General features: G+C 70.3%; 19 protein-coding genes. 15 read left to right on the top strand and 4 right to left on the bottom strand.

The annotated features are described in order from the left end of the window. The first annotated feature begins 179 nt into the window (after positions 1-179). The gene (locus ABT061_RS22975) at positions 180-512 is read left to right on the top strand and encodes a DUF8711 family protein (RefSeq protein WP_350921210.1); all 333 of its coding nucleotides are present in this window, start codon (positions 180-182) and stop codon (positions 510-512) included. A gap of 233 nt (positions 513-745) precedes the next feature. Here ABT061_RS22975 and ABT061_RS22970 read toward each other — a convergent pair whose 3' ends face one another. Then, the gene (locus tag ABT061_RS22970; RefSeq protein WP_350921208.1) at positions 746-1870 is read right to left on the bottom strand and encodes a glycosyltransferase family 4 protein; all 1125 of its coding nucleotides are present in this window, start codon (positions 1868-1870) and stop codon (positions 746-748) included. A gap of 35 nt (positions 1871-1905) precedes the next feature. Between ABT061_RS22970 and ABT061_RS22965 the strand changes: the two genes are divergently transcribed. The 3 genes from ABT061_RS22965 to ABT061_RS22955 are packed head-to-tail and all read left to right on the top strand — an operon-like array spanning position 1906 to position 7284. Beyond that, positions 1906-2763, top strand: coding sequence for a PIG-L deacetylase family protein (locus ABT061_RS22965; protein WP_350921206.1), 858 nt, complete (start codon positions 1906-1908; stop codon positions 2761-2763). Between the two features lie 34 nt (positions 2764-2797). Continuing rightward, positions 2798-3859 carry a lysylphosphatidylglycerol synthase transmembrane domain-containing protein gene (locus ABT061_RS22960; RefSeq protein WP_350921203.1) on the top strand — a complete coding sequence of 354 codons (1062 nt, stop codon included), beginning with the start codon at positions 2798-2800 and terminating at the stop codon, positions 3857-3859. Between the two features lie 53 nt (positions 3860-3912). Next, positions 3913-7284: an ATP-binding protein gene (locus ABT061_RS22955; protein WP_350921201.1), complete on the top strand. Its 3372-nt coding sequence runs from the start codon at positions 3913-3915 to the stop codon at positions 7282-7284. Positions 7285-7290: 6 nt separating this feature from the next. Here ABT061_RS22955 and ABT061_RS22950 read toward each other — a convergent pair whose 3' ends face one another. Further along, positions 7291-7836: a hypothetical protein gene (locus tag ABT061_RS22950; RefSeq protein WP_350921198.1), complete on the bottom strand. Its 546-nt coding sequence runs from the start codon at positions 7834-7836 to the stop codon at positions 7291-7293. Positions 7837-8016: 180 nt separating this feature from the next. Here ABT061_RS22950 and ABT061_RS22945 point away from each other — a divergent pair, with 180 nt between their 5' ends. The 3 genes from ABT061_RS22945 (at position 8017) to ABT061_RS22935 (ending at position 11076) form a co-directional block, all read left to right on the top strand. Then, positions 8017-8538: a DedA family protein gene (locus ABT061_RS22945; protein ID WP_350921196.1), complete on the top strand. Its 522-nt coding sequence runs from the start codon at positions 8017-8019 to the stop codon at positions 8536-8538. 139 nt (positions 8539-8677) lie between these two features. Next, on the top strand, positions 8678-9598 hold the full coding sequence (locus ABT061_RS22940) for a D-alanyl-D-alanine carboxypeptidase family protein (protein ID WP_350921194.1): 921 nt from the start codon (positions 8678-8680) through the stop codon (positions 9596-9598). Between the two features lie 614 nt (positions 9599-10212). Beyond that, entirely contained in the window at positions 10213-11076 is an 864-nt protein-coding gene (locus ABT061_RS22935) for a hypothetical protein (protein ID WP_350921191.1), read from the top strand. Positions 11077-11128: 52 nt separating this feature from the next. Here ABT061_RS22935 and ABT061_RS22930 read toward each other — a convergent pair whose 3' ends face one another. Both ABT061_RS22930 and ABT061_RS22925 read right to left on the bottom strand, forming a co-directional pair. Next, positions 11129-12037 (bottom strand): TrmH family RNA methyltransferase, encoded by a 909-nt coding sequence (locus tag ABT061_RS22930; RefSeq protein ID WP_350921189.1) that lies wholly within the window; start codon positions 12035-12037, stop codon positions 11129-11131. Beyond that, positions 12030-12839 (bottom strand): DUF4184 family protein, encoded by an 810-nt coding sequence (locus tag ABT061_RS22925; protein WP_350921187.1) that lies wholly within the window; start codon positions 12837-12839, stop codon positions 12030-12032. The genes ABT061_RS22930 and ABT061_RS22925 overlap by 8 nt, the downstream gene beginning before the upstream one ends. 188 nt (positions 12840-13027) lie before the next feature. Between ABT061_RS22925 and ABT061_RS22920 the strand changes: the two genes are divergently transcribed. The 8 genes from ABT061_RS22920 (at position 13028) to ABT061_RS22885 (ending at position 21959) form a co-directional block, all read left to right on the top strand. Next, complete coding sequence (locus ABT061_RS22920) at positions 13028-13654, top strand: cation diffusion facilitator family transporter (RefSeq protein ID WP_350921184.1); 627 nt, start codon at positions 13028-13030, stop codon at positions 13652-13654. A gap of 210 nt (positions 13655-13864) precedes the next feature. Beyond that, positions 13865-15646: a substrate-binding and VWA domain-containing protein gene (locus ABT061_RS22915; protein ID WP_350921182.1), complete on the top strand. Its 1782-nt coding sequence runs from the start codon at positions 13865-13867 to the stop codon at positions 15644-15646. Positions 15647-15836: 190 nt separating this feature from the next. Next, positions 15837-17582, top strand: a complete 1746-nt coding sequence (locus tag ABT061_RS22910) for a sigma factor (protein WP_350921180.1) — start codon at positions 15837-15839, stop codon at positions 17580-17582. A 153-nt stretch (positions 17583-17735) separates the two neighbouring features. Further along, on the top strand, positions 17736-18107 hold the full coding sequence (locus tag ABT061_RS22905; RefSeq protein WP_350921177.1) for a hypothetical protein: 372 nt from the start codon (positions 17736-17738) through the stop codon (positions 18105-18107). After that, on the top strand, positions 18104-19231 hold the full coding sequence (locus ABT061_RS22900) for a GNAT family N-acetyltransferase (RefSeq protein WP_350921175.1): 1128 nt from the start codon (positions 18104-18106) through the stop codon (positions 19229-19231). Before ABT061_RS22905 ends, ABT061_RS22900 begins: the two co-directional genes overlap by 4 nt. Positions 19232-19384: 153 nt before the next feature. Next, the gene (locus tag ABT061_RS22895; protein ID WP_350921173.1) at positions 19385-20215 is read left to right on the top strand and encodes a glycosyltransferase family 2 protein; all 831 of its coding nucleotides are present in this window, start codon (positions 19385-19387) and stop codon (positions 20213-20215) included. A 2-nt stretch (positions 20216-20217) separates the two neighbouring features. After that, positions 20218-21159, top strand: a complete 942-nt coding sequence (locus tag ABT061_RS22890; RefSeq protein WP_350921170.1) for a glycosyltransferase family 2 protein — start codon at positions 20218-20220, stop codon at positions 21157-21159. Next, complete coding sequence (locus ABT061_RS22885; RefSeq protein WP_350921168.1) at positions 21156-21959, top strand: polysaccharide deacetylase family protein; 804 nt, start codon at positions 21156-21158, stop codon at positions 21957-21959. Before ABT061_RS22890 ends, ABT061_RS22885 begins: the two co-directional genes overlap by 4 nt. Positions 21960-21981: the final 22 nt, after the last annotated feature.

Genomic DNA, 21981 nt, shown 5'->3' with positions numbered 1-21981 from the left:
CGCGAGGGCGAAATCACACCAGGTCACTTGAGTCACTTCTGTAAGCGCCGTGAAAGTGGCGCGCAAGTCTCTATGCTTACCGTCTCACCTGTCACGAAATGCAATGAAAGGCAGAAATGTTCCGCGCCCTTTCCTCCCGCCGTATCGCTGTCGCCGTCGCGGGAGCCGCTCTCATATCGATGACCGCCGCTTGCGGCGGCTCGTCCGGCAACGACGCGATCTGCACCGAGGCCGCCTGGACGAAGATCTTCACGGACTACACCACCTCCGCCACGGCGGGCGCCGGTGACGTCAACAAGTTGAACGACGCCACCGCCAAGCTCGCCGCCGACCTCAAGGCGCTGGCCGGCACGGCCGACGGCGATGTGGCCACCGCGCTCACCGACCTGGCCACGTCGTTCGAGTCGATCAAGATCGACCCGAACGACCCAACGGCCGCCGCTACGGCCGTCACGTCATTCGGGTCGAAGATGCAGGAGGCGACCACCAAGCTCGCCGCCGCCTGTTCGTAACCGGACCCGTGCCTCCTGGCGACAGGAGGCACTCCCGGTACGGCCGCCGCTCCGCCTGCGGGGGGCAGTGCGGCGCGGCGGCCGTACCGAACATCTCCCGAGGCCCCTGCCACCGCACGGCAGGGGCCTCGCCCGTTTCACCCCGCCCCGGCCCCCACCCGCGCGGGCCCGGGGCGGGGAAGCGCCGGCCCGAGGCGGCGGGGTGCTCCCCCGCCCGCACCGGGCCGGACCCGTCAGGCCCCGCGGGCGCGGGCCTGCTCGTAGCAGCGTTCGAAGCCTTCGAGCACCGCGGGCCAGGAACTGCGGACGGGCTCGGTCTCCCGGTTGTTCGCCGCGATCGCCTGGCGCAGCTCACGGTCGCGCACCAGTCTGGCCACCGACGCGACCAGGTCGTCGAAGCTCCGCCCGAGCAACCCCTCCTTGCCCTGCCGGACGAAGTCGGCCACCCCGCTCTGCGCACGCGCCACCACCGGCACCCCCGCCGACCTGGCCTCCAGCGCCGCCAGCCCGAAGGACTCGCGGGGCGCGGGAGCGACGAACACGTCCGTCGCGGCGAGCAGCTCGCGGATCTGGTCGCGGCTGTAGCGGCCGGGAAGCGAGACCCAGCCGGTCATCCCGTTGGCCCTCAGATAGCGCTCCATCCGCGATCGGGCCGGGCCGTCCCCGACGATCGTGGCCCGCATCGGCGTCTCCCGAGGCACCAGGGCACGGGCCTCCCGCAGGAGCCGCAGCAGCCGGACCGGCTGCTTGCGGGGCGCCAGCCGCCCCACCGCGACGACATGCACCGGGTCGGACCGTACGGAATCCATGGAAACGGACTCCACTGCAGGGGGTACGGTGCGCCAGCCGGAGACGTCCAGGCCGTTGGAGACCACGTGCACCGGCACGCCGGGACCGGCCACCGCGCGGATCGGCAGGGCGGCCGCCTCGCTCACCGCGGTGCCCACCAGTCCCCAGCGGTGCCATCCGAACAGCAGCCGCAGCCCTCGGTAGAGCGCCCTGGTGACCGGGTCCCACATGCTGTGCACCGTGACGACCAGGGGCACCCCCGCCCGCGTCGCCGCCCGCACGCCCATCCAGGCGAACGGCGAGACCGCGCCGGTGTGCACGTGCACCACCTCGGGGCGCCGCGCTTTCACCAGACGGAGCAGGTGTCCCACCCCGAACGGGTGGACCGGCAGGTCGAAGGGGAGTCCCGCGACGATCCTGTGCACTCCGGGAAGGGGTTCCCCCGGGGTGGCGGTCGCCACCTCGACATGGTGACCGGCCTCCCGCTGCATCCGGATCAGATCGGCGACCTGCACCTCGATCCCACCCAGGCGCGGCAGGTAACAGTCACTGATGTGGAGGATCCTCACGATGCCAGCGTAGACCCGCGTGAGATCATGCCTGCGTGCCCCCGAGGGCACATCCAGCCCTCGCGAACGGAGTCAGCCTGATCAGCAACGTCAAGACAGCGGTGTTCTTTCATGCCCATCCCGACGACGAGGCCCTGCTGACCGCGGGCACCATGGCGATGCTCGCCGCCGAGGGACACCGGGTGGTGCTCGTCGTGGCGACCTCGGGTGAGCGAGGCCAGGCCGACCTCGAACCCGGTGAGGCACTGGGTGCCGCCCGGATGGCCGAGTTGTACGCGTCGGCGGCCGCGCTCGGCTGTGCCCGGGTGGTGAACCTCGGCTACGGGGACTCCGGGCTGGCTCCCGACGGCGGGATCGCCGACGACAGGCCGGACAACGCCTTCATCGACGCCGACACGGAGGAGGCCGCCCGGCGGCTGGCCGCCATCCTCACCGAGGAGAAGGCCGACCTGCTGACGACCTACGATCCTGCGGGGGGCTACGGGCACCCCGACCACGTCCAGGTGCACCGGGTCGGCGGCCGGGCCGCCGAGATCGCGAAAACCCCGATCGTGCTGGAGGCCACGGTCAACCGTGACCCCCTGCTGCGGGGGCTGCGGCTCGTCCGGAGGTTCTACCCGCAGCTCGACATCCGTGCCTTCGAGCGGGCCTACTCCCCCGGCGAGGTGATCACCCACCGGGTCGGCGTGCGGCGCTTCGCCCGCCAGAAACGGGCGAGCATGGCCGCCCACGCCTCCCAGGCCACCGGCGCCGACACCCGCACGCTCGGAGTCATGCTCAAGATCCCCCAACCCCTCTACCGGCTGGTCTTCGGCACCGAGTGGTACGTCAGGCGGGACGTCCCCCTGGGCTCCCGCCTGAGGCATCCGTTCGAAATTCCTCCCCGAGGATGAGTCCGGAAGCGGCACACTGGGGCGGGGGTGTTACGTGAAGAGCAGATTGCTCCAGGTTGGGTTGTCGGTCGCGTCGCTGGCGCTGGCCGCCACACTTGTGATCTTCCTGCCCCAGATAGTGGCGGCCCTGACGGGCAAGCACGTCTCCTGGTCACAGATCGGCGCCCAGTTCGCCGGGCTGGGTCTCGGAGAGGTCGCGCTGATGACCGGCGTCTGGCTGCTCAGCCTGCTGGCCTACACGTTCGTACTGACCGCCTCCCTGCCCGGCCTGACCCACCTGCAGGCCCTGACGTTGAACGCGGGCGGCAGCGCGGTGAGCAACCTGCTCCCCTTCGGCGGCGCGGCCGGAGTGGCGATGACGTTCGCGATGACCAAGGGCTGGGGCTTTCCCGTCCGGGCCGTCATGGTCTCCACGCTGACCAGCGGCATCTGGAACACCCTGTTCCGGTTCCTGCTGCCCGCGGTGGGAATCGTGGCCCTGCTGTTCAGCGGGCAGCCGCTCAGCCCCGCGGTGACCAGTGCCGGCTGGGCGGGCGCGACGTCCATCCTGGCGCTGGTCGCCGTGGTGACCGTCGCGCTCTACTGGGACCGTGCCGCGGGCGTCCTGGGCCGGGTCCTCGACGCCCTCGCCCGCCTGCTCCCCCCTCGGATCCGCCCCGGCCGCCATACCGCCTCCGCGGCGCTGGCCAAGCTGCGGGCCGACACCTCCGAGATCGTGCGGAACCGCTGGGCAGGGCTGACCCTGGCCATGATCTTCTTCCTCGGTTTCCAGTGGCTGATCCTGGTCGTCTGCCTGCACGCGACCGGCGCCTACCCGGGTCTGGCCCAGTCGATCGCCGCCTTCGCCCTGTCCCGGGTGCTGACCACGGCTTTGGTGACCCCCAGCGGTACGGGGATAATGGAGGCGGGAACCATCGGCGCGCTGGTCTTCTTCGGTGCGCCGCTGGACTCCGCCACCGCCGCCGCACTGCTTTTCGGGTTCTGGACCTACACTGTCGAAATCCCCTTCGGTGGACTGGCGCTCGGCGCGTGGTCGTTCCTGCGCCGGCGTGAGAACGCCGCACCGGCCCCTGAAAAGGAGTCGATCGGCCGCTAGATTGGGAAATACCTTGTGTGCGATTGGAAGGCCCACATAGCGTGGCGGCTGACATGGTGGCGTTCCGAGTTCTCGGCCCGGTCGAGGCGCATTCCGGTGAGGACCAGCTCGACCTGGGCGGGCTCCGTCAACGTGCGGTCCTGGCGCGCCTGCTCGTCGCGCGCGGGCAGGTCGTTCCCGTCGACTCCCTGCTGTACGACCTGTGGGACGACGACGCGGCCAAGGGCGCGCAGTCGGGCCTTCAGGTCTACATCTCCCGGCTGCGCAGGGTGCTGGAGCCCGGCCGGCCACGCGGAGGTCCCAACCGGCTGCTGGTGACCGTGGCCTCGGGCTACGCGCTGCGCGCCGCCCCCGAGCAGGTCGACGCGCTCCGCTTCGAGACGCTGGTCCGCACCGCCGGAGAGCACCTGGAGGGCGACGACCCCGCCTCCGCGCGGCCCCGCCTGGAGAAGGCCCTGGGTCTGTGGCGCGGCACCCCGTACTCCGACTTCGCCGACCAGCCGTGGGCCGAGGCCGAGGTCAACCGGCTCGCCGAGCTGCGTCTGGTGGCCCGTGAGCGGTACGCCGACAGCGGCCTGCGGATGGGCATGCCCGCGGAGGCGGTGCCCGACCTGGAGGCGCTGACCACCGAGCACCCGCTCCGTGAGGAGGGCTGGCGGCTGCTGGCCCTGGGCCTGTACCGCTGCGGGCGGCAGGGCGAAGCGCTGGCGGCGCTGCGCAGGGCGCGCACGATCCTCTCCGAGGAGCTCGGAATCGACCCCGGCCCGGCGCTGCGCAAGCTGGAGTCCGACATCCTGTCCCAGGACCCGGGCCTGCAGCTCGCCGCCCCGCCGCCGGCCAGGCAGCGCCAGCAGGTGACCGCCGACACCTGGCCGCCCCGGCCCACGGTGGCCCAGGTGGAGCTTCCCCCGCTGGAGCCCGAGCCGTTCGTCGGCCGCGACGCGGAGCTGAGCAGGCTGACCACCGCCGCGGCCAGGACCGGCCGTTTCACGGTCGCGATCATCAGCGGTGACGCGGGCGCGGGCAAGACCACCCTGGTCCGCCAGCTCAACAGGCGGCTGTCCGACGACGGGTGGGGCATCTCCTCCGGGGCCTGCCCCGACAGCAGTGCCACCCCCCCTGGCTGGGCCTGGGTCGAGATCCTGCGCACCCTGGTGAGCGCTGCCGGTCCGGGCGAGTACGCCGCGCTGCTGGCCCCGCTGCTGGACGACGCGGCCCCCGAGCCCGACGACGACCAGGCCTCCGGCGGATTCCGGCTGCACCGGGCGGTGGGCGGCTACCTCGCCGCCGTCGCCAAGGAGACGCCGATCCTGCTGACCCTGGAGGACCTGCACTGGGCCGACGACCAGACGCTGGCGCTGCTCCGCGCGCTGCCGAGCCTGCTGGCCACCAGCCGGGTGCTGCTGGTGGTGACCTGCCGCGACAGCGAGCTGAGTGACCAGCAGGCCGACGTGCTGGCCGCGCTGGCCAGGCTCGGTCCCGTCCGGGTCGGTCTCACCGGACTCGACACCAAGGCGGTGGCCGAGCTGGTCCGGGCGACCTGCGTGCGCGAGGTCGACGAGGACGCGGTCAACAGCATCGTCGAGCGCACCGGCGGCAACCCCTTCTTCGTCCGCGAGACGGTGCGCCTGCTCGACGCCGAAGCGGTGAGCGACCGCGCGACGGCCGCCGAAGTGATCTCCGGAGTGCCGTCGGGCGTCCGTGACGTGCTGCGGAGGCGGATCTCCCGGCTGCCCGCGGCCGCCCAGCAGATCCTGCTGCAGGCCGCGGTGATCGGCCGCGATGTCGACGTGGACGTGCTGGTCGACGTCTCCGGCGACGAGGACGCCGTGGTCGACGCGGTGGAGGCGGCGCTGCTCGCCGGGCTGGTCACCGAACCGGGCCCCAGCATGCTCCGATTCGACCACGACCTGGTCCGCGACACGCTCTACTCCGACGCCTCCCGCCTGCGCCGCTCCCGGATGCACGCCGCGGTGGCCGCGGTGATCGAGCGCAGGAATCCCGGTGACGTGGCCGCGCTGGCCCACCACTACGACTCGGCGGGCACCAGCGAGACCGCCATCAAGGCCGTGCACTACGCCCAGCTCGCCGCCGAGCAGGCCGAGCGCCGCTTCGCCCACCGCGAGGCCGCCACCCTGTGGGAGCAGGCCATCGCCGCCTTCGACAGGTCGGGCATCACCCACACCCCCGACAGCACCAGGGAGCGCCTGCTGCTGACCCTGCGGCTGATCAAGGCATTGGCGCTCTGCGGCGACATGGCCGCGGCCCGCAGGCGGCGGCGTGAGGCGATGGACGCCGCACTGCCGCTGGGCAACCTGGAGCTCACCGCCCGGGTGGCCGCCTCGCTGGCGGTGCCGCACAAGGGCATGGCCCGCGACTTCACCCGTACCGCCTGGGAGATCGTCGACGTCGCCGAGCAGGCGCTGGTCGAGTTGCCCGCCGGTGAGCAGTCGCTGCGGGCGAGCCTGCTGGCCACGCTCGCCCTGGAGCTGGAGGGGTCGGCCACTCCCCGGGGCGAGCAGGCCTCGCTGGAGGCCGAGGAACTGGCCAGGCGGTCCGGCGACCCCGCCCTGCTCGCGACCGCGCTGAGCGGGCGGCTGCGCCAGTCGTACGGCATCACGCCGGTGGGCGAGCGCGAGGTCATCGGCAGGGAACTGCTGGAGGTCGGCAGGGCGACCGGGCAGATCTCGGTGCAGGCACTGGCCCACCTCGTGCTGATGGAGTGCGCGGCCGCCTCGGGCGCGTTCGCCGAGGCCGACGCGCACGTGGCCGCCACCGAGAAGCTGGCCAGGCAGTACGGCCTGCCCGCGCCGGCCGCCGTGGTCGCCTGGTACGCCGGGCAGCGCCTGATGATCGCCGGTGACTTCGCCGGGGCGGAGCGCGCCTACCGCGACGCCGCCCGGCTGACCGCCAGGGCCGGCATGCTGGAGGGCCGCCAGGACCTGCCGCTGATCACCACGTTCTGCCTGAACCTGGTCAACGGGCAGGCCGCCGAGATGGTCGAGCCGCTGGCCGAGGCGCACCAGCGCGGGGCCAAATGGACACTCGACGCCTACGCGGTGGCCCTCGCCTCCGCGGGCCACCATCGCGACGCGAGGGCCGTCATCGCGGTGAAGACGCCGGTGCGCCCGGACTTCCTCTACGAGCTGGCGATGATCTGGCGGGCCCTGGCGGGCATGCTGCTGGACGACCGGGAGCGGATGATCGAGGCGTACGACACGCTGAAGCCGTTCGCCGACCGGATCGCGGGCGCCGGCACCGGCGTGGTGGCACTCTGGCCGGTCGCCCTGACCCTGGGCGACCTGGCGTTGCGGCTGGGCTTCACCGACGCGGTGCGGCCACACTACGAGAACGCCCTCGCGGTGGCCGAGCGGGTCGGCGTGAGCCGGTGGGTGGAGGCGGCGCGGCGCTCCCTCGGCGGCTGACACGACTCAGCAGGCGACCCTGAACTTCTCGCTGCGCAGCGGGGCGTCCCCGGAGACCGAGAGCACGGCGCGGTACCAGCCGGGGTTGTTGACGATCCTGGGCTGCCACTCGACGGTCTGGGTCTCGCCGGTGAAACCGGAGCCGGTGCCCAGATAGGCGTACCAGCGGTGGGTCTTCGAGCTCCAGCGCTCCAGGCGCCAGCCGTAGGAGACGGCGGCCCGGGGGTCGTCGTTGCCGACCACGCCCTGGACCCGGTAGGGCCTGTCGCAGGGACCGAACGCGTCGAGCTCGCTGACGGTGACCTCACCGGCCACCGGGGCCTGCTCCGCGGTGGCCGGCACCGACTGCGAGGAGAGCACCACGGTCCGCGCCGGTGCCCGCGTCGCCGTACCGGCCGTGCTCTCCGTACCGGCCGAGGTCCGGGCACCGGTGCCGTAAGCGGTCTCCACCCCCAGGTAGGCTCCGGTAAAGGCAAGGGTGGCGACGAGCAGCTTGGCGACACTCGCGGTTCCACTCGCCACCACCGGCGCCACACTGCTACGCGAACCCATCACAGACACCTTCCTTTGTTACTCCCAGGTGTATGCCAGGGTGGTTGCTCTGGAGTTGACGTCCGCTTGCAGTCTGCGTGCCTGAGGGGGCTCCGCCATAACGGATGAGGTAAGCCTGCCCTAATATCGAGTCAAGCAGGCGGAGCAACCGTGGCGGTGACGTTCAGAGTGCGATCTGTTGTGGCGGGTATCCCTGACCCGACTTCCGCGTCCTTCCTGGGCATGCCCCTGTGGCTCTGGGTGATCGTCGGCGGCGTGGCCCTGTTCGGCGCGTTCCAGGTCTACTACTGGGTCGGCCACGTCCTGGGCTCCAGGCTCTACACCTCCCGGCTGGGCACCAAGATCGGCCAGGAGAACATCCTGCGGGTCGAGAAGGTCGTCAGGAAGTGGGGCGCGCTCGCCGTCTACGCCTGCTTCTGGGTGCCCGGGCTGCGCCACACGCTGCCCTGGGTGGCCGGGGTGCTGCGGATCTCCTATCCCTGGTACGTCGTGGCCAGCGCGCTCGGCTGCCTGACCTGGGTGCCGGTGACGTCCTTCGGCCTGTACTCGGTGATCTGGGGCTGGCTGGAGCTGGTCGCGCGGTCGCCGCTCCTGGCGGTCCTGGTGGCGGTGGCGGCGGTCGCGGTGATCGCCTGGTTCGTCCGCCGGCGCCGGCGCCGAGTCGCCCGCAGCGAGGCGGACAGCCAGGTCGCCGCTCCCTGACCCTCCCCCGGGCCGTTTGACGTGCGGCACCCGAGAGCCGCCTCTCCCGGTCTCACCCACCCGACGCCGATGTCAACTTTTCCATAGCCAAACAGCCAACTTCCGCATATCGACGGTGGCCTCTGCCAGCATGGCTCGCATGCATCACGGGGGAATCCGCCTCATCACCCGCGCGGCGCTGGTCGCCACGGCCACCCTGGTCACCGCGTCTCCGACGCCGGCCCTGGCCACCGGCCCCCCGGTATCCGCCCTGACCACCGGAGGCGTCGCGCCCGCCTGGCAGGGGCGTGCCTCCGTGCCCTCGGTGCCGGGACGGGCCGCGTACCTGTACGACACGGGCACCGGAGCGGTCCACCTGAGCAAGCAGGCCGGCAAGCGGATGCCGGTGGCCAGCCTGACCAAGGTCATGACGGCGTACGTCGTGCTCAGGGAGGCGAGGCTGGACGACACCGTCACGATCCAGGCGGCGGATGTGCAGCACGCGGCCTCGAACGGCGCGACCCACGCCTCCCTGCGCGCCGGGGAGCGGTTGACCGTCAGGGACCTGCTTTACGCGGTCATGCTCCCCTCGGCCGCGGACGCCTCCCACGCCCTGGCCCGGGTCTACGGGCCGGGCAACGCGAGGTTCGTGGCGAAGATGAACGCCACCGCCCGCTCCATGGGCCTGGTCGACACCGCCTACGCCAGTGCCGACGGCCTGCCGAGGCCCGCCCCCGGCCATTCCACGGCCCTGGACCAGGCGAAGCTGGCCGACATCGCGCTGCGCGACCCGGTGCTGCGGACCATAGCCTCCAGCAGGCGCCACGTGGTGGCCAAGTCCAAGGTCCATCGGGCGCACTCCTGGACCAACTCCAACAAGCTGCTCGGCAAGACGCCCGGGGTCCTGGGCCTCAAGACCGGCTACACCAGCGCCGCCGGATACTGCCTGTCGTTCGCCGCCGACCGCGACGGCCACCGCCTCATCGGCGTCATCCTCGGCGAGTCCAGCGCCGACCGGCGCTTCCAGACCGCGACACGGCTCCTGGACTGGGCGAGCGAGCAGACGCCGCCCGAGCTGTGATCAGGCGGTACGAACCACACCTGCCTGGCCGCCCCCTGGAGCATCATCGACCTGACGAAACGCATGCGTATCGGCAACATCCGGCAATGACCTTTCTCGGGGATGACGAGACCGCGGCCATCGGACCATCCAGAATCGTCCGGCTGCTGGGAGAAGGGGGCATGGGCCGGGTCTACCTCGCCACCTCGGCCGGCGGGAGGTCCGTGGCGGTGAAGCCGGAAGAGGATCGCCGACAAGAATGCGACAAAACCACATTAAATTACATATTGCCACAATTACCCCCTAAGTAAGTCACCGGGTTAGCGGACGGCCTTCTCGGGCACCGCCTCTCCGGGCGCGACCGCGCGGAGAGCGGCCTCCGCCGTTCCCAAGATCTTCCGAATGGACCAATGGCCACGCGTCCGACATTTCTTCCCGCACACGCGCCTGGGGCAATACCCTGATAAGAGCTGAAGCGCATGACATTGGTGCCCTGGAGACGCGCCCGGAGGGAAGACGTGCCGAAGTCAAGGCTGCGCGATCGGGAGTATTCCTCGTGGGGGGGCACAGGGTGGGGAGGCGCATCCAGGCGTTCCCGTGCCGAAGCTCGAAGACGACAGCGACCAAAGTCAATAGTGGGCTTTGCGACATGGCCCTTTGAATTCGTCTGGATTCGAAAGAGGTGGTCTGCCATCGCATCGAGTCGTCCATCGCGACGGAGGCAGCTGGCGCGATGGATCATATTTTTCTACGCCACCAACGTGCTCTGGAACACGTGGGAGGTCTACCAGGGCAACCCGCAGGGCTTCATGCCGTATCTCCGCGGCGAACAGGACCTCCTGCCGCTCCTCTATCTCCCGCCGCCCCTACTCAAGGCGAACCTGTCCTCGTGGGTAGACCTGTCGTTTCTGGCCGTGCTGCTTCTGATCCTGTTCTGGGCGATCGGCCCGCACGGCCCGCTGAAGGTGACGATTTATCTTCTCGTCGTATTCGGCATAGCGCTGATAGCACCGATCAGCCGCGGATCCACCCGCGCCGCGATCGTCTCGGCGTGGACCTGGTGGATTCAGACGGCATGGCCGTGGCTCGTCAAGGCCGCCCTGAGCCCCTGGACGACAGCGGTTCTCGGCCTGCTGCTGGCGGTCGCTTGCCTCATGGCCTTCCTTTTCACCGGTTACCAGGTTCTCCGGATGGCCAGAAAACTGATCACCGACGAGATGGACCTGCTGGACGCGACGCGGTTCCTTGCCTTTGTTCTCGGGGGCGCGATCGCTCTCGGCGTTATCTCGGAGATAGCCGCGTGGTCCGTTCAGCTCATGCGAAACAGCCACGCCTTCCCCGGCTGGTCGCCCTTCCTGTGGACCGTCTTCATCGCGACCCTGGCCGCCACCACCGCCGTCACCCTGGACATGACATCGGAGATCCGGCTTCCCACCCCCGAGAAAACCGAGCCCGCGGCTTCTCTCCGTGAACCCGGCGAGGAAGACCCCTGGCCATGACCAGGGGCCGCCGAGCCCGCACGGTGAGGCCGGCGGTGCGGGGCGGCTTCCACTACCTTCGCGCCTCTCCCGCGGAGGCACCGCGCATCAACCCGTGGCACGCGATCGCGGCGGCGGCCACCACGTTGAGCGAGTCCACGCCCGCGGCCATCGCGGTGGAGCTCATCGGGATGCACACCCGCTCGTCGGCCTCCCGCAACCAGCGCGAGGACAGCCCGTCCCCCTCCGACCCGAGCAGCAACGCCACCCGGTCACTCATCTCGGCGGTGTCCATGGGTGTGGCGCCCTGATCCGGGGTCAACGCCAGCGTCCGGTATCCCGCCGCTCGGATCTCCTCCAGTCCTTCGTACCAGTTGTCCATGCGGGCGTAGGGGATCGCGAAAACCGCGCCCATCGACACCTTGACCGCTCTCCGGTAGAGAGGGTCGGCACAACGCGGCGAGAGGACGATCGCGTCGACCCCGAGGGCGGCGGCACACCGGAAGATCGCGCCGACGTTCCCATGATCGACCAGGTCCTCCAGGACCAGGATGCGCCGGGGCCGGGCGCCGGGCAGCCGTCCGGGATCACGACCGGCGCCCCGCTCCGGGGCCCCTCTCTCCGGGGAGGAGGCGCGGCCGGACAGGACCTCTCCGGTAGCCGGCAGGGGAAGACGTTCCATCGCGGCGAGGGCGCCTCGGTGGACCTGGAAGCCGGTGACACCCTCCATGACCGCGTCGTCCACGATGTGGACCCGGCCTTCGAGGGTGTCGAGGAGGTCGGCGAGAGGCTCGGCCCAGCGGGGGGTGAGCAGCACGGAGCGCACGGGGTAGCCCGCCGCGACGGCGCGTCGGATGACCTTCTCCCCCTCGGCTATGAAGAGGCCGTGCTCGGCCTCCAGGCTCTTGCGCAGCTCGACGTCGCGCAGATCGGCGTAGTCGGCCAACTGGTCGGCCAGGTGGGGGTCGATGGCTTCAGGCACCCTCGAATACTGCCATGACCCGCCTGAGCTGCCATATCAGCGCGTGGACGAGGAGCATGGCGGAACAGCCGACGACCACTCCCGCGCCCAGCCTCGTCACGAGTTCGGCCATGCCATGTGGCGGGAAGGCGATGGGCCAGGCGATCGCGCCCAGCAGGATGGACAGGGCGGTGGCCAGGAACACGGCCATCCGCCCGCGGGCGGGGATGATCAGCCGCTCGGGAACCGGCCGGGGCTCCATCCTGGACAGGCCGCGCCAGGCCCACCAGAGCACGACCGCCAGGCCGACCACCGTGGAGGTGTACTGCAGCAGGCGGAACAGCGGAAGCACGTCCGCCACCCGGGTGTCCAGCCAGCTCCAGCCCCACATGGCGGAGCTGTAGGAGTGGGTGAAGGAGTCCCAGAGCTTGTGGGTGAGGGCGCCCACCGCGCCTCCGGCGATCACGGCGGGCAGCCGCCGCACCCCGTACATGCCGGGGGTCAGGGCCGCGGCGCGTCCGGCGAGGCCGGGGGGCAGGAGCGCGGTCAGCGGGTCGCGAAGCACCAGATGGAAGACCGCCAGCAGCACGACGACGGCGAACGGGTCGATCGTGAGGACGCCCTTGTAGGAGTGCCAGATCATGTAGTCGGGCAGGAACGGGAAGAAGATCGGCAGATCGGGCACCATGGCCCCCAGGGCGAGCGCCCAGGGATCGAGCAGGCGGCGCATCCGCTCCGAGGAGATCAGCGGCAGCACCGCGGCCACATGACTGGGCGTGAACGGCACGGGTTTCCCTCCGACGATCCACTGGGGCAGGTCCATCCTGTGACACGAACACAGCGCGCGGGCACGCCGCCGTACGGTCGAGGCTTGCTCCAGGGAGGCGAGAGACCGTCTCCCTGGGGAGCGGCGGAGACGGCACTGTGGGGAGCTTTGCCGCTTCCCGGCATTCCTACACTCTGTGACGACTAGATTACCGAACGCCGTTGATCGGGGATTCGGGGGTTGTCGTGACCGACCAGATTGTGCTGGCGCCCAGCGTCGAGTGGCTGCGCGACGCCCGCAGGGCCCGCCTGCTCTCCATGGCCACCCTCCTCTGGCTGGGCGCGGAGAGCGTGCTCGGCATCGCCGCGGGGCTGGGAGCGCACTCCGTCGCCCTCATCGGCTGGGGCACGTCGGCTCTGGTGGAGGCGGCGGCCAGCCTGATCGTGGTCTGGCGGTTCACCGGTTCGAGGACCGGTTCCGCACACGCCGAGGAGCGGGCACGCAAGGCGGTGGCGGTCAGCTTCTGGCTGCTGGCCCCCTACCTGGTGCTGCATGTGGCGCACGACCTGGACGCGGGCCACCGGCCCCTGCCGAGCCTGCTCGGGATCGCTGTGACGGCGACCAGCGCGATCGGCATGCCGTTTCTGGGGGTGGCCAAGCGGCGGCTGGCCGTCCGGTTGCGCTCGGCGGCGACCGCCGGCGAGGGGACGCAGAACCTGATGTGCGCGCTGCTCGCCACGGGGGTGCTGGCCGGACTGGCACTGAACACCGCCGGGTGGTGGTGGGTGGATCCCGCCATGGCGGTACTGCTGGCGGCGGTGGCGGTGCGGGAGGGACGCAGGGCATGGCACGGGCACTCCTGCCGGCACTGACCACGCGCCTCCCCCACCGGCGGACGAGCACTCCCGGCACCGGCGGCCACCGGCGCGCAGAGTGTCACTGTAAACACATATGGTGATAACAGCACCAAAAGGGGTGTTTTGCCACAGTAACCGTTCCAAGTACAGTTCCGTGAATATTGCGGACAACCTCCCGATAGGGTGACCCGCTAGCTTCCTGACATCGACATCGAAGAGGGAACCGTGGGACGTCACCGTACGGATGAACTCGAGGACGGCTACAGCTCCTACAGGGAGGCGCAGCCCAGGCGGAGGCGTGGGGGACGCGGCAAGGTGCTGGTCCCGCTGGCCGGTTCCGTCGCCCTCGCGGTGCTGCTCGGTGTGGCCGCGTTCGTGGTCATCAACCGCGACCGCGGGTGCGCGGGTGACGCGCTGCCGCTGCGGATCACCGCCTCGCCGGACATCCAGCCCGCCCTGTCCCAGATCGCCGAGCGCTTCAACAAGGCGGCCCACGAGGTCGAGGGCAGGTGCACCAGCGTCGCGGTGACCAAGGGCGCCTCGGCGACCGTGGCCTCCTCCCTGGGCGGGGTCGGCGGCAAGGCCGCCCCGATGGACCTGTGGATTCCGGACTCGGGGCTGTGGGTGGCGAACCTGCGGGCGAGGAACCAGGATGTGCCGGAGGCGGGCGCGTCCATCGCGCACTCCCCCATCGTCATGGTGGCCTCGGGTTCGGTGATACCGAACCTGAAGAAGAGCTTCGGCGAGGCCAGCTGGGGTGGCATGATCAGCGCCGCCAACGTGGCCAACGTCGACGGTCCCGGCCGCAAGGTGCGCGTGCTGGTGCTGGACCCCTCGCTCAACGCCGCCGGGCTCGGCGCGCTCCTGGCCGCCGCCGGAGTGGCCACGGCCTCGGGCACGGGCGAGGAGCAGTTGGTCGGCGCGCTCAAGAACCTGTCGGGATCGACCTCGACGGTCCGCGACCAGGACGCGCTGCTGTCCAGCCTCGGCGTCAAGGGCAGCAAGGCCCCGCTGGGCATCGCCTCGGAGCAGGGTGTCTGGGCGTTCAACAAGGTCAAGAAGCCCGAGGTTCCCGCCGTGCCGCTCTATCCGGCCGAGGGGACCATCAACCTCGACTACCCGGTGGTGATCACCGCCAAGGACGCCGCCGTACGCAAGGCCGCCGAGGCGTTCCAGAGGGAACTCGCCAGCGAGCCCTCCAGGAAGACCCTGCAGGACCAGGGCTTCCGCACCCCGGACGGCAAGGGCGGAAAGGCGATCTCCGGCTCCGCGGGCTTCCAGGCCAAGGCGCCGCAGGCGATCGAGCCGCCCGACGGCAAGACCGTCGCGAGGATGTCGCAGACCTGGTCCCGGATCAAGCTGGGCACCAGGCTGGTCACCCTGCTGGACGTCTCGGGGACCATGGCCCTGCCGGTGCCGGGCACCGGCATGACCCGGATGCAGGCGATCAGCAGGATCGCCGTCGAGGGCATGAAGCTCTTTCCCGCCAAGAGCGAGCTGGGACTGTGGGAGTTCTCCACGCACCTCGACGGCCAGGGGGTCGACTACCGCGAGACGGTCCCGGTCGGCCCGCTCACCGAGGACATGAACGGCGTGCTGCGCAGGGACGTGATCAACCAGAAGCTGATCGGCGCCCAGGCCAAGGCGACCGGCGACACCGGGCTCAACGACACCCTCGCCGCCGCCTACCAGCAGATGACCGACGAGTACCAGAGCGACAAGATCAACACGGTGCTGATCCTCACCGACGGGGCGGGCAACGACGACCCGGACGGGGGGATCAGCAACCAGCAGATCCTGAAGCGGCTGAGGGAGCAGTTCAACCCGGAGAAGCCGGTCAGCGTCCTGATCATCGCGTTCGGCCCCGACGCCCCCAAGGGCAAGCGCCAGATGGACGCCCTGGCCAAGGCGACCGGCGGTGACGCGTACATCGCCAAGGACGTCCTGGAGGTCAGGAAGTTCTTCCTGGAGGGCATGAAGCGCCGGCTCTGCGCGCCCAACTGCTGACCCTCCATCGCGTACGGCTGGTGTCACATTGGCACCAGCCGTACCAATTTCCCCAGGTCATACCAGGTCGGCATGATATTGACCCATCTGGTCAACCGGTTGCGGGGAGGTGACGTCCTACGCGTGTGGGGCCTGGAACGGGCGAGTGGTGAAGCCCGTGAACGAGCCCGTCCCGCGGGGAGGAATGTCCGTGCCCGGATGGCCGACCGTCGGCCGAACCGACGATCAACAACTCGTTGAGACGCTGCGGCGCGCCGACACGACGGCGCCCGCGAGCCTCTACGACTCCTACGCCGAGCGTCTCCACGACTATGCCCACTCGCTGCTGGGCGACCGCGAGCACGCCGCAGGCGCCGTACACGACGCCCTGGTTACGGCCCAGGGCCACGTGGACCGCCTGCGCGACCCCGGCCGTCTGCGCGCGTGGCTGTACGCCCTGGTACGGGTCCGATGCGCGGGCGCGGAGCAGCGCGGCGGCCCGCGGGGCACGGCACCGCCTCCCGACGTCCACGACGACCCGGGCGAGCGGGAGCTGGCCACCCTGGTCCACGAGGCGATGGCGGAGCTGGGCGGGCAGGAACGCGAGGTGCTGGAGCTTTCGCTCCGTCACGACCTCGGCGGCGGTGAGGTCGGCGCGGTGCTCGGACTGACCTCCAGGCAGGTGACGGCGAGGCTCTGCCGGGCCCGCGACCACCTGGAGAACGCGGCGGCCGCCGTGGTGCTCGCCAAGGTCGGCCGGGCGCACTGCCCCGACCTGTCGGCGATGGTCGACTCGTGGGAGGGCCCCCTCACCACGATCCTGCGCAGGCGGTTGTCGGCCCACATCGGCCGCTGCGAGGTATGCGTGGAGCGCAGGGACCGGCATGTCTCGGCCGGGCGGCTGCTGGACCTGGTGCCGTTGGCCTACCCGCCGCTCTCGCTGCGCCGCCGGGTGATCGAGACCTGCCTGAACCCGGAACTGAGCGAGGAGCGCGCCTCCATCGTCGCCCGGGGCGACCACTTCGACAGGACCGGTTTCCCAGCGGAGGGGCAGCGGCCACCGGGCCGCCGGCGGGCGGGGAGGAACCGGCGGGCGCGCGACGAGGGGAGCCATGGGACCGGGCAGGCGGCGTCTCCCACGGGGAGCGCCGCGGGCGCCCGGTCCCGGCGCGCGGCGACGCCGCCGGATGGTGAGGGGCGGCGTACGGAGGTGCTGCCGGCGCAGCGGCGGAGGCAGCGGAGGCGCAGGGGGCCCGTGCTGCTGCTGGCGGCGGTGTGCGTGCTGGCGGCCACCGGGGCGGTGGTCGTGGTGGGCGGGCAGGACCTGGCCGGCGGGGCGTTGGGGAACGCCCAGGCCGCACCGGGCACGGAGCCCGCGCTGATCACGCTGGAGCCCGGCCCGGAGCCGACGCCCGACCTGCCGCCGGAGGAGTCGGAGACAGCGGACCCGGAGACGGAGAGCGCGCCGACCCCCACTCCGCGAAGGACCCAGGAGACCGGGATGCCCGCCCCCACCCCCACCGCGGCGCGTCCGGCGCCGACCCGCAGGTCCTCGGCGGGACCGTCCCGCGCCACCCGCGCCACCACCCCGCCTCCCGCGGCCGGGCGGCTGACCGTCTCGTGCCCGTCGGACATCGGAGAGGGCGCCGGGCAGATTCAGCTCGCGGCCCGCAACGCCACGCTCTCCTGGTCGGCGACCACCTCCGGCGGGCTCGACGTGCATCCCGCCCGGGGGCGGCTGAAGGCGGGGGCGAGGGCCGTGATCTGGGTCACAGCCAGGGATCCCTCGGAGAGCGGCGCGGGACGGGTCGCGTTCAGGTCCGCCGGGGGCAACACCGGATGCGCGATTTCCTGGGAGAACCCGGAGGCGGACGCCTCCGCGCCTCCCCCGGACCCGGCCCCCGACCCGACCCCGACCCCCTCCACCGGGGCGAGCTCCGAGGGGGAGATCGGCTGATTCCCGCATCTCGTTTTACCTAACACCGAGACTTCTCCCAGGAATCCGGTAAACCATGGACTGGTGCCGAGCGTCGGCATTGACGTCCATGCTGAGTGATTGATCACATGAAGGCGCGATCAGTCACGTCATTACCAACCGGGAGTTTCGGAGATGTCGATCAACCGCAGAGTGCTCAAATGGGCGCTCACCTTCGCATGTGTCGCGGGGGCCGTGATCGCCTTGGTGGACATCGACACCCCGTTACGCCTGGTTCTCACCCCCCTGTTCCTGTTGGCGGTCCCAGGCATCGCAGTGGTAGGACTGTTGCGTGATCGTGACCCTCTTGCGGCACTATCAGTGGGGGCAGCGGCAAGCCTGGTTGTGAACGTTCTCTTGGCCGCTGCCATGCTCACTTTTGACGCGTGGTCGCCTCGTGCCGGAGTTGCGACGATCGCGGTGCTCGGCGGTTTCATATACGTACTACGCGTGTTGTATCGGGGGAGCGGGAGCTTGCAGACCGAACAGGGGGTCAGGTCAAGGTGAACATCGTCATCGTTCGCCCGGGAGACCTCGGGGAGTCCGAGATCTCACGATGGCGGGAGTTACAGGTAGCGGACCCGTCGCTGGACAACCCCTTCCTCTCCGTGGAGTTCGCGCTCGCCATGGGGCGCCTGCGCGACTACGTCCGCGTCGCGGTCATCCAGGACGACGGCAAGATCGTGGGATTCTTCCCCTACGAACGGCACAGCTTCGGGATCGGCAAGCCGCTCGGCGGCTTCCTGACCACCTGCCACGGACTGATCTCGGTTCCCGGGCTCGACCTGGATGTCCGCACCCTGCTGCGCGCCTGCAGGCTCTCGGTCTTCGACTTCGACCACCTGGTCCCCGGCCAGCCGACGTTCGCGGCGTACGAGTCCGACGTGCGACCGGCGCCGGTGATGGACCTCAGCGTGGGTTTCGAGGCCTACATCGAGCAGGTGAAGGCCAACTCGCCGAAGAACCTCAAGACCGTCCGCTACAAGGAGCGCAAGCTCGGCCGCGAGCAGGGCGAGATCCGCTTCGAGTGGGACTCGTCCGACCTCGGCACGCTCCGCACGCTCACCAACTGGAAGTCCGACCAGTACCGCAGGACGGGCCGCGTCGACCGCTTCGCCCAGCCGTGGATCGTCCAGTTGCTCGACGAGATGCACGCCGAGAAGTCCGAGAGTTTCGCGGGTGTCCTGACCATGGTCTACGCCGGAGACAGGCCCGTCGCCGGGCACTTCGGCCTCCGTACCGCGACGACCCTGGTGGGCTGGTTTCCCGCCTACGACACCGAGTTCGCGCGCTACTCCCCCGGCATCATGCACCACCTGCACATGGCCGAGCACGCCGCCGGCTCAGGGCTGCAGCAGGTCGACATGGGCAAGGGCGGGCGCGAGTACAAGAGCTGGCTGAAGAGCGGTGACCTCTTCGTCGCGGAAGGCCGCGTCTCGCGTCCCTCCCCCGCGGCCGCCGTCCACTGGATCGGCCGTACCCCGGTCAACAAAGCACGAACGATCGTTACGGATCGCCCGCATTTGTACAGGCTTGCTGACCGTGTGCTGAAGGGGTTCGGCCGTATGCGCTCCCCCGCGCAGAACCAATCAAGCACTCCGGTCGTCAAGGAACCATGGGGAGTGGGTTAGACCGCTCCCGTCATCGCACCCCATTCGCCAGGACCCTCGCATGCATCCCTCATCGCATTCGCCATTTCCCCCGATCGTTTCGATCGTCTATGGCCCCGGGTCCGTCCGCCAGTCGCCCCTGACGACAGACCGCCCGGAAGGACATCCGTCATCATGAGTCCCGAAGTCGCCAAGCACTACAACAACAAGCCGCCCTTGAGGGCGGTGCCGCCCATCGAGCGGTTCACCCCCATCACCCCCAACATGGCGATCTCCCCGACTGTCAGCGTCGTCGTACCGGCCATGAACGAGGCGGAGAACCTTCCGCACGTCTTCGCGACGCTGCCGCAGTGGATCGACGAGATCGTCCTGGTGGACGGCAACTCGGTGGACGACACCGTCGCCGTGGCCAGGAAACTGCGCCCCAACATCCGCGTGGTCCGCCAGACCGGCAAGGGCAAGGGGAACGCGCTCTCGGCCGGATTCGCCGCCTGCACCGGCGACATCATCGTGATGATCGACGCCGACGGGTCCACGGACGGCCGTGAGATCATCCAGTTCGTGGGCGCGCTGGTCACCGGGGCCGACTTCGTCAAGGGCTCGCGCTACGCGTCCGGCGGCGGCAGCGACGACCTGACGTTCATCCGCAAGTTCGGCAACAAGACGCTGACCGCGCTGGTCAACAGGATGTACGGCACCAGCTACAGCGACCTGTGCTACGGCTACAACGCCTTCTGGGCCCGCCACCTGGACGTGCTCAACCTCGACTGCGACGGCTTCGAGATCGAGACCCTGATGAACGTCCGCGCCGCCAAGGCCGGGCTCAAGGTTCACGAGGTGCCCAGCCACGAGCGCTGCCGCATCCACGGCGAGAGCAACCTGCATGCCGTCCGCGACGGCATCCGGGTGTTGAAGACCATCATCCGCGAGTGGCGGAGCAACCCGGCTCCCGTGGCGCACGAGCCGGCCACCACCTCCCGCGCGGCGGACCAGGGCGCCGCGTAGCCATGAGAAGCAGTGTCGTCATCTGCGTCTACACCGAGGAACGCTGGGAGGACATCCGAGCAGCCGTCGAGTCGGTCGAGAACCAGAGCCGCCGGCCGCACGAGATCATCCTGGTCGTCGACTACAACCCGGACCTCCATCTGAGGCTGAAGAAGGAGTACCCCGGCGTCGTCGTGGTGGAGAACACTCAGGAGAAGGGGCTGTCCGGTGGCAAGAACACCGGCGCGGCGACCGCCTCCGGCGACATCGTGGCATACCTGGACGACGACGCCGTCGCGGAGCCGGGTTGGCTGGAAGCGCTGGAGGAGGGCTTCCAGGACCCGACCATCGTGGGGGTGGGCGGGCTGACCAGGCCGCTGTGGGGCACCGGGCACCGGCCCGGCTGGTATCCCTACGAGTTCGACTGGACCGTGGGCTGCAGCTATCGCGGCATGCCCACGCAGCGGGCGCGGATCCGCAATGTCATGGGCGGCAACGCGGCCTTCCGCAGGGAGGCCGTGCAGGAGGTCGGTGGGTTCCACACCGGCATCGGCCGCAGCGTGCAGGGGCGCAAGCCACGCCCGCTGGGCTGTGAGGAGACCGAGTTCTGCATCCGGCTCTCGCAACGGATGCCCGGTTCGGGGATGCTGTTCGAACCCGCCGCGGTGATCGGCCACAAGGTGCCGGCCGCGCGCGCCACCTTCGCCTACTTCCGCTCGCGGTGTTACGCGGAGGGCCTGTCCAAGGCGCTGGTCACCCAGAGTGTGGGGGCGGGCGACGGGCTGTCGAGTGAGCGGGCGCACGCGATGAAGGCGCTGCCGCTGGGCGCGTTGCGCGGGATCGGCGAGGCGCTGCGGGGTGATCTGTCCGGTCTCGGCAGGGCCGGCGCGATCGTCGTCGGCCTCGCCTGGACCACCTGGGGTTACGTCATCGGTTCCCTTCGACTGAAGCGGGTGCGTTCATGATCCGCGTACCGATCCTGATGTACCACTCGGTTTCCGACCGGCCCAACGCCGAGACGAAGCCACTGGCGGTACGGCCCTCTGCCTTCGCCGAGCAACTGGCCTACCTGAAGGAGAACCGGTTCACGCCGCTGACGGTGGCCGACCTGGTCGCCTCGCTGCACAAGAACAACGGCCGCTCCATCCCGGAGCGGCCGGTGGTGGTGACCTTCGACGACGGGTACGCCGACTTCCATAGCGAGGCGCTGCCCCTGCTCGAGCAGTACGACTTCCCCGCGACCGTCTTCCTGACCAGCGGGTGGGTCAGCGACGCGGGCAAGGACGCGGCGGGCAGGCCGCTGGACACGATGCTGTCGTGGAGCCAGGCGCGCGAGGCCGCCTCGTGCGGCATCGAGATCGGCGGGCACAGCCACAGCCATCCTCAGCTCGACCAGCTTCCGGACGACGAGCTCCGTCAGGAGCTGCGGCGCAACAAGTCCCTGCTCGAGGACAAGATCGGCTCCCTGGTCTCGACGATGGCCTACCCGTACGGCTACTCCAGCGTGCGGGTGCGGCGCGAGGTCAGGCGGGCCGGTTACTGGGCCGCCTGCGCGGTGAACAACGCCATCGCCGCCGACCGGCACGACGTGCTCGCGCTACCGCGCCTGACCGTCGCCGAGGGCACGTCGATGAGAATGTTCAGCCGGGCCGTCGAGGGAAACCAGGTCCCGCTGATCTACATGAGAGAACGGATGCTGACGAAGGGGTACGCCGTCGTCAGACGTACGAGATACGGCCTGCGCCGGGTGCGCGGCCAGGTGTGAGCGGCCGGTCCGCATCTGGGAG

Origin of the sequence: Streptosporangium sp. NPDC002544, from assembly GCF_040295965.1 — a bacterium.
In the GTDB taxonomy this organism is placed as follows: domain Bacteria; phylum Actinomycetota; class Actinomycetes; order Streptosporangiales; family Streptosporangiaceae; genus Streptosporangium.
Note: the sequence above shows the minus strand (reverse complement) of the source record. Positions and strands in the feature narration are given on the sequence as shown.

Coding starts and splice junctions, on each gene's coding strand:
- ABT061_RS22975 (WP_350921210.1), top strand. CDS start 180: ATGACCGCCGCTTGCGGCGGCTCGTCCGGCAACGACGCGATCTGCACC.
- ABT061_RS22955 (WP_350921201.1), top strand. CDS start 3,913: ATGGTGGCGTTCCGAGTTCTCGGCCCGGTCGAGGCGCATTCCGGTGAG.
- ABT061_RS22950 (WP_350921198.1), bottom strand. CDS start 7,836: ATGGGTTCGCGTAGCAGTGTGGCGCCGGTGGTGGCGAGTGGAACCGCG.
- ABT061_RS22940 (WP_350921194.1), top strand. CDS start 8,678: ATGCATCACGGGGGAATCCGCCTCATCACCCGCGCGGCGCTGGTCGCC.
- ABT061_RS22925 (WP_350921187.1), bottom strand. CDS start 12,839: ATGGACCTGCCCCAGTGGATCGTCGGAGGGAAACCCGTGCCGTTCACG.
- ABT061_RS22905 (WP_350921177.1), top strand. CDS start 17,736: ATGTCGATCAACCGCAGAGTGCTCAAATGGGCGCTCACCTTCGCATGT.
- ABT061_RS22895 (WP_350921173.1), top strand. CDS start 19,385: ATGAGTCCCGAAGTCGCCAAGCACTACAACAACAAGCCGCCCTTGAGG.
- ABT061_RS22890 (WP_350921170.1), top strand. CDS start 20,218: ATGAGAAGCAGTGTCGTCATCTGCGTCTACACCGAGGAACGCTGGGAG.
- ABT061_RS22885 (WP_350921168.1), top strand. CDS start 21,156: ATGATCCGCGTACCGATCCTGATGTACCACTCGGTTTCCGACCGGCCC.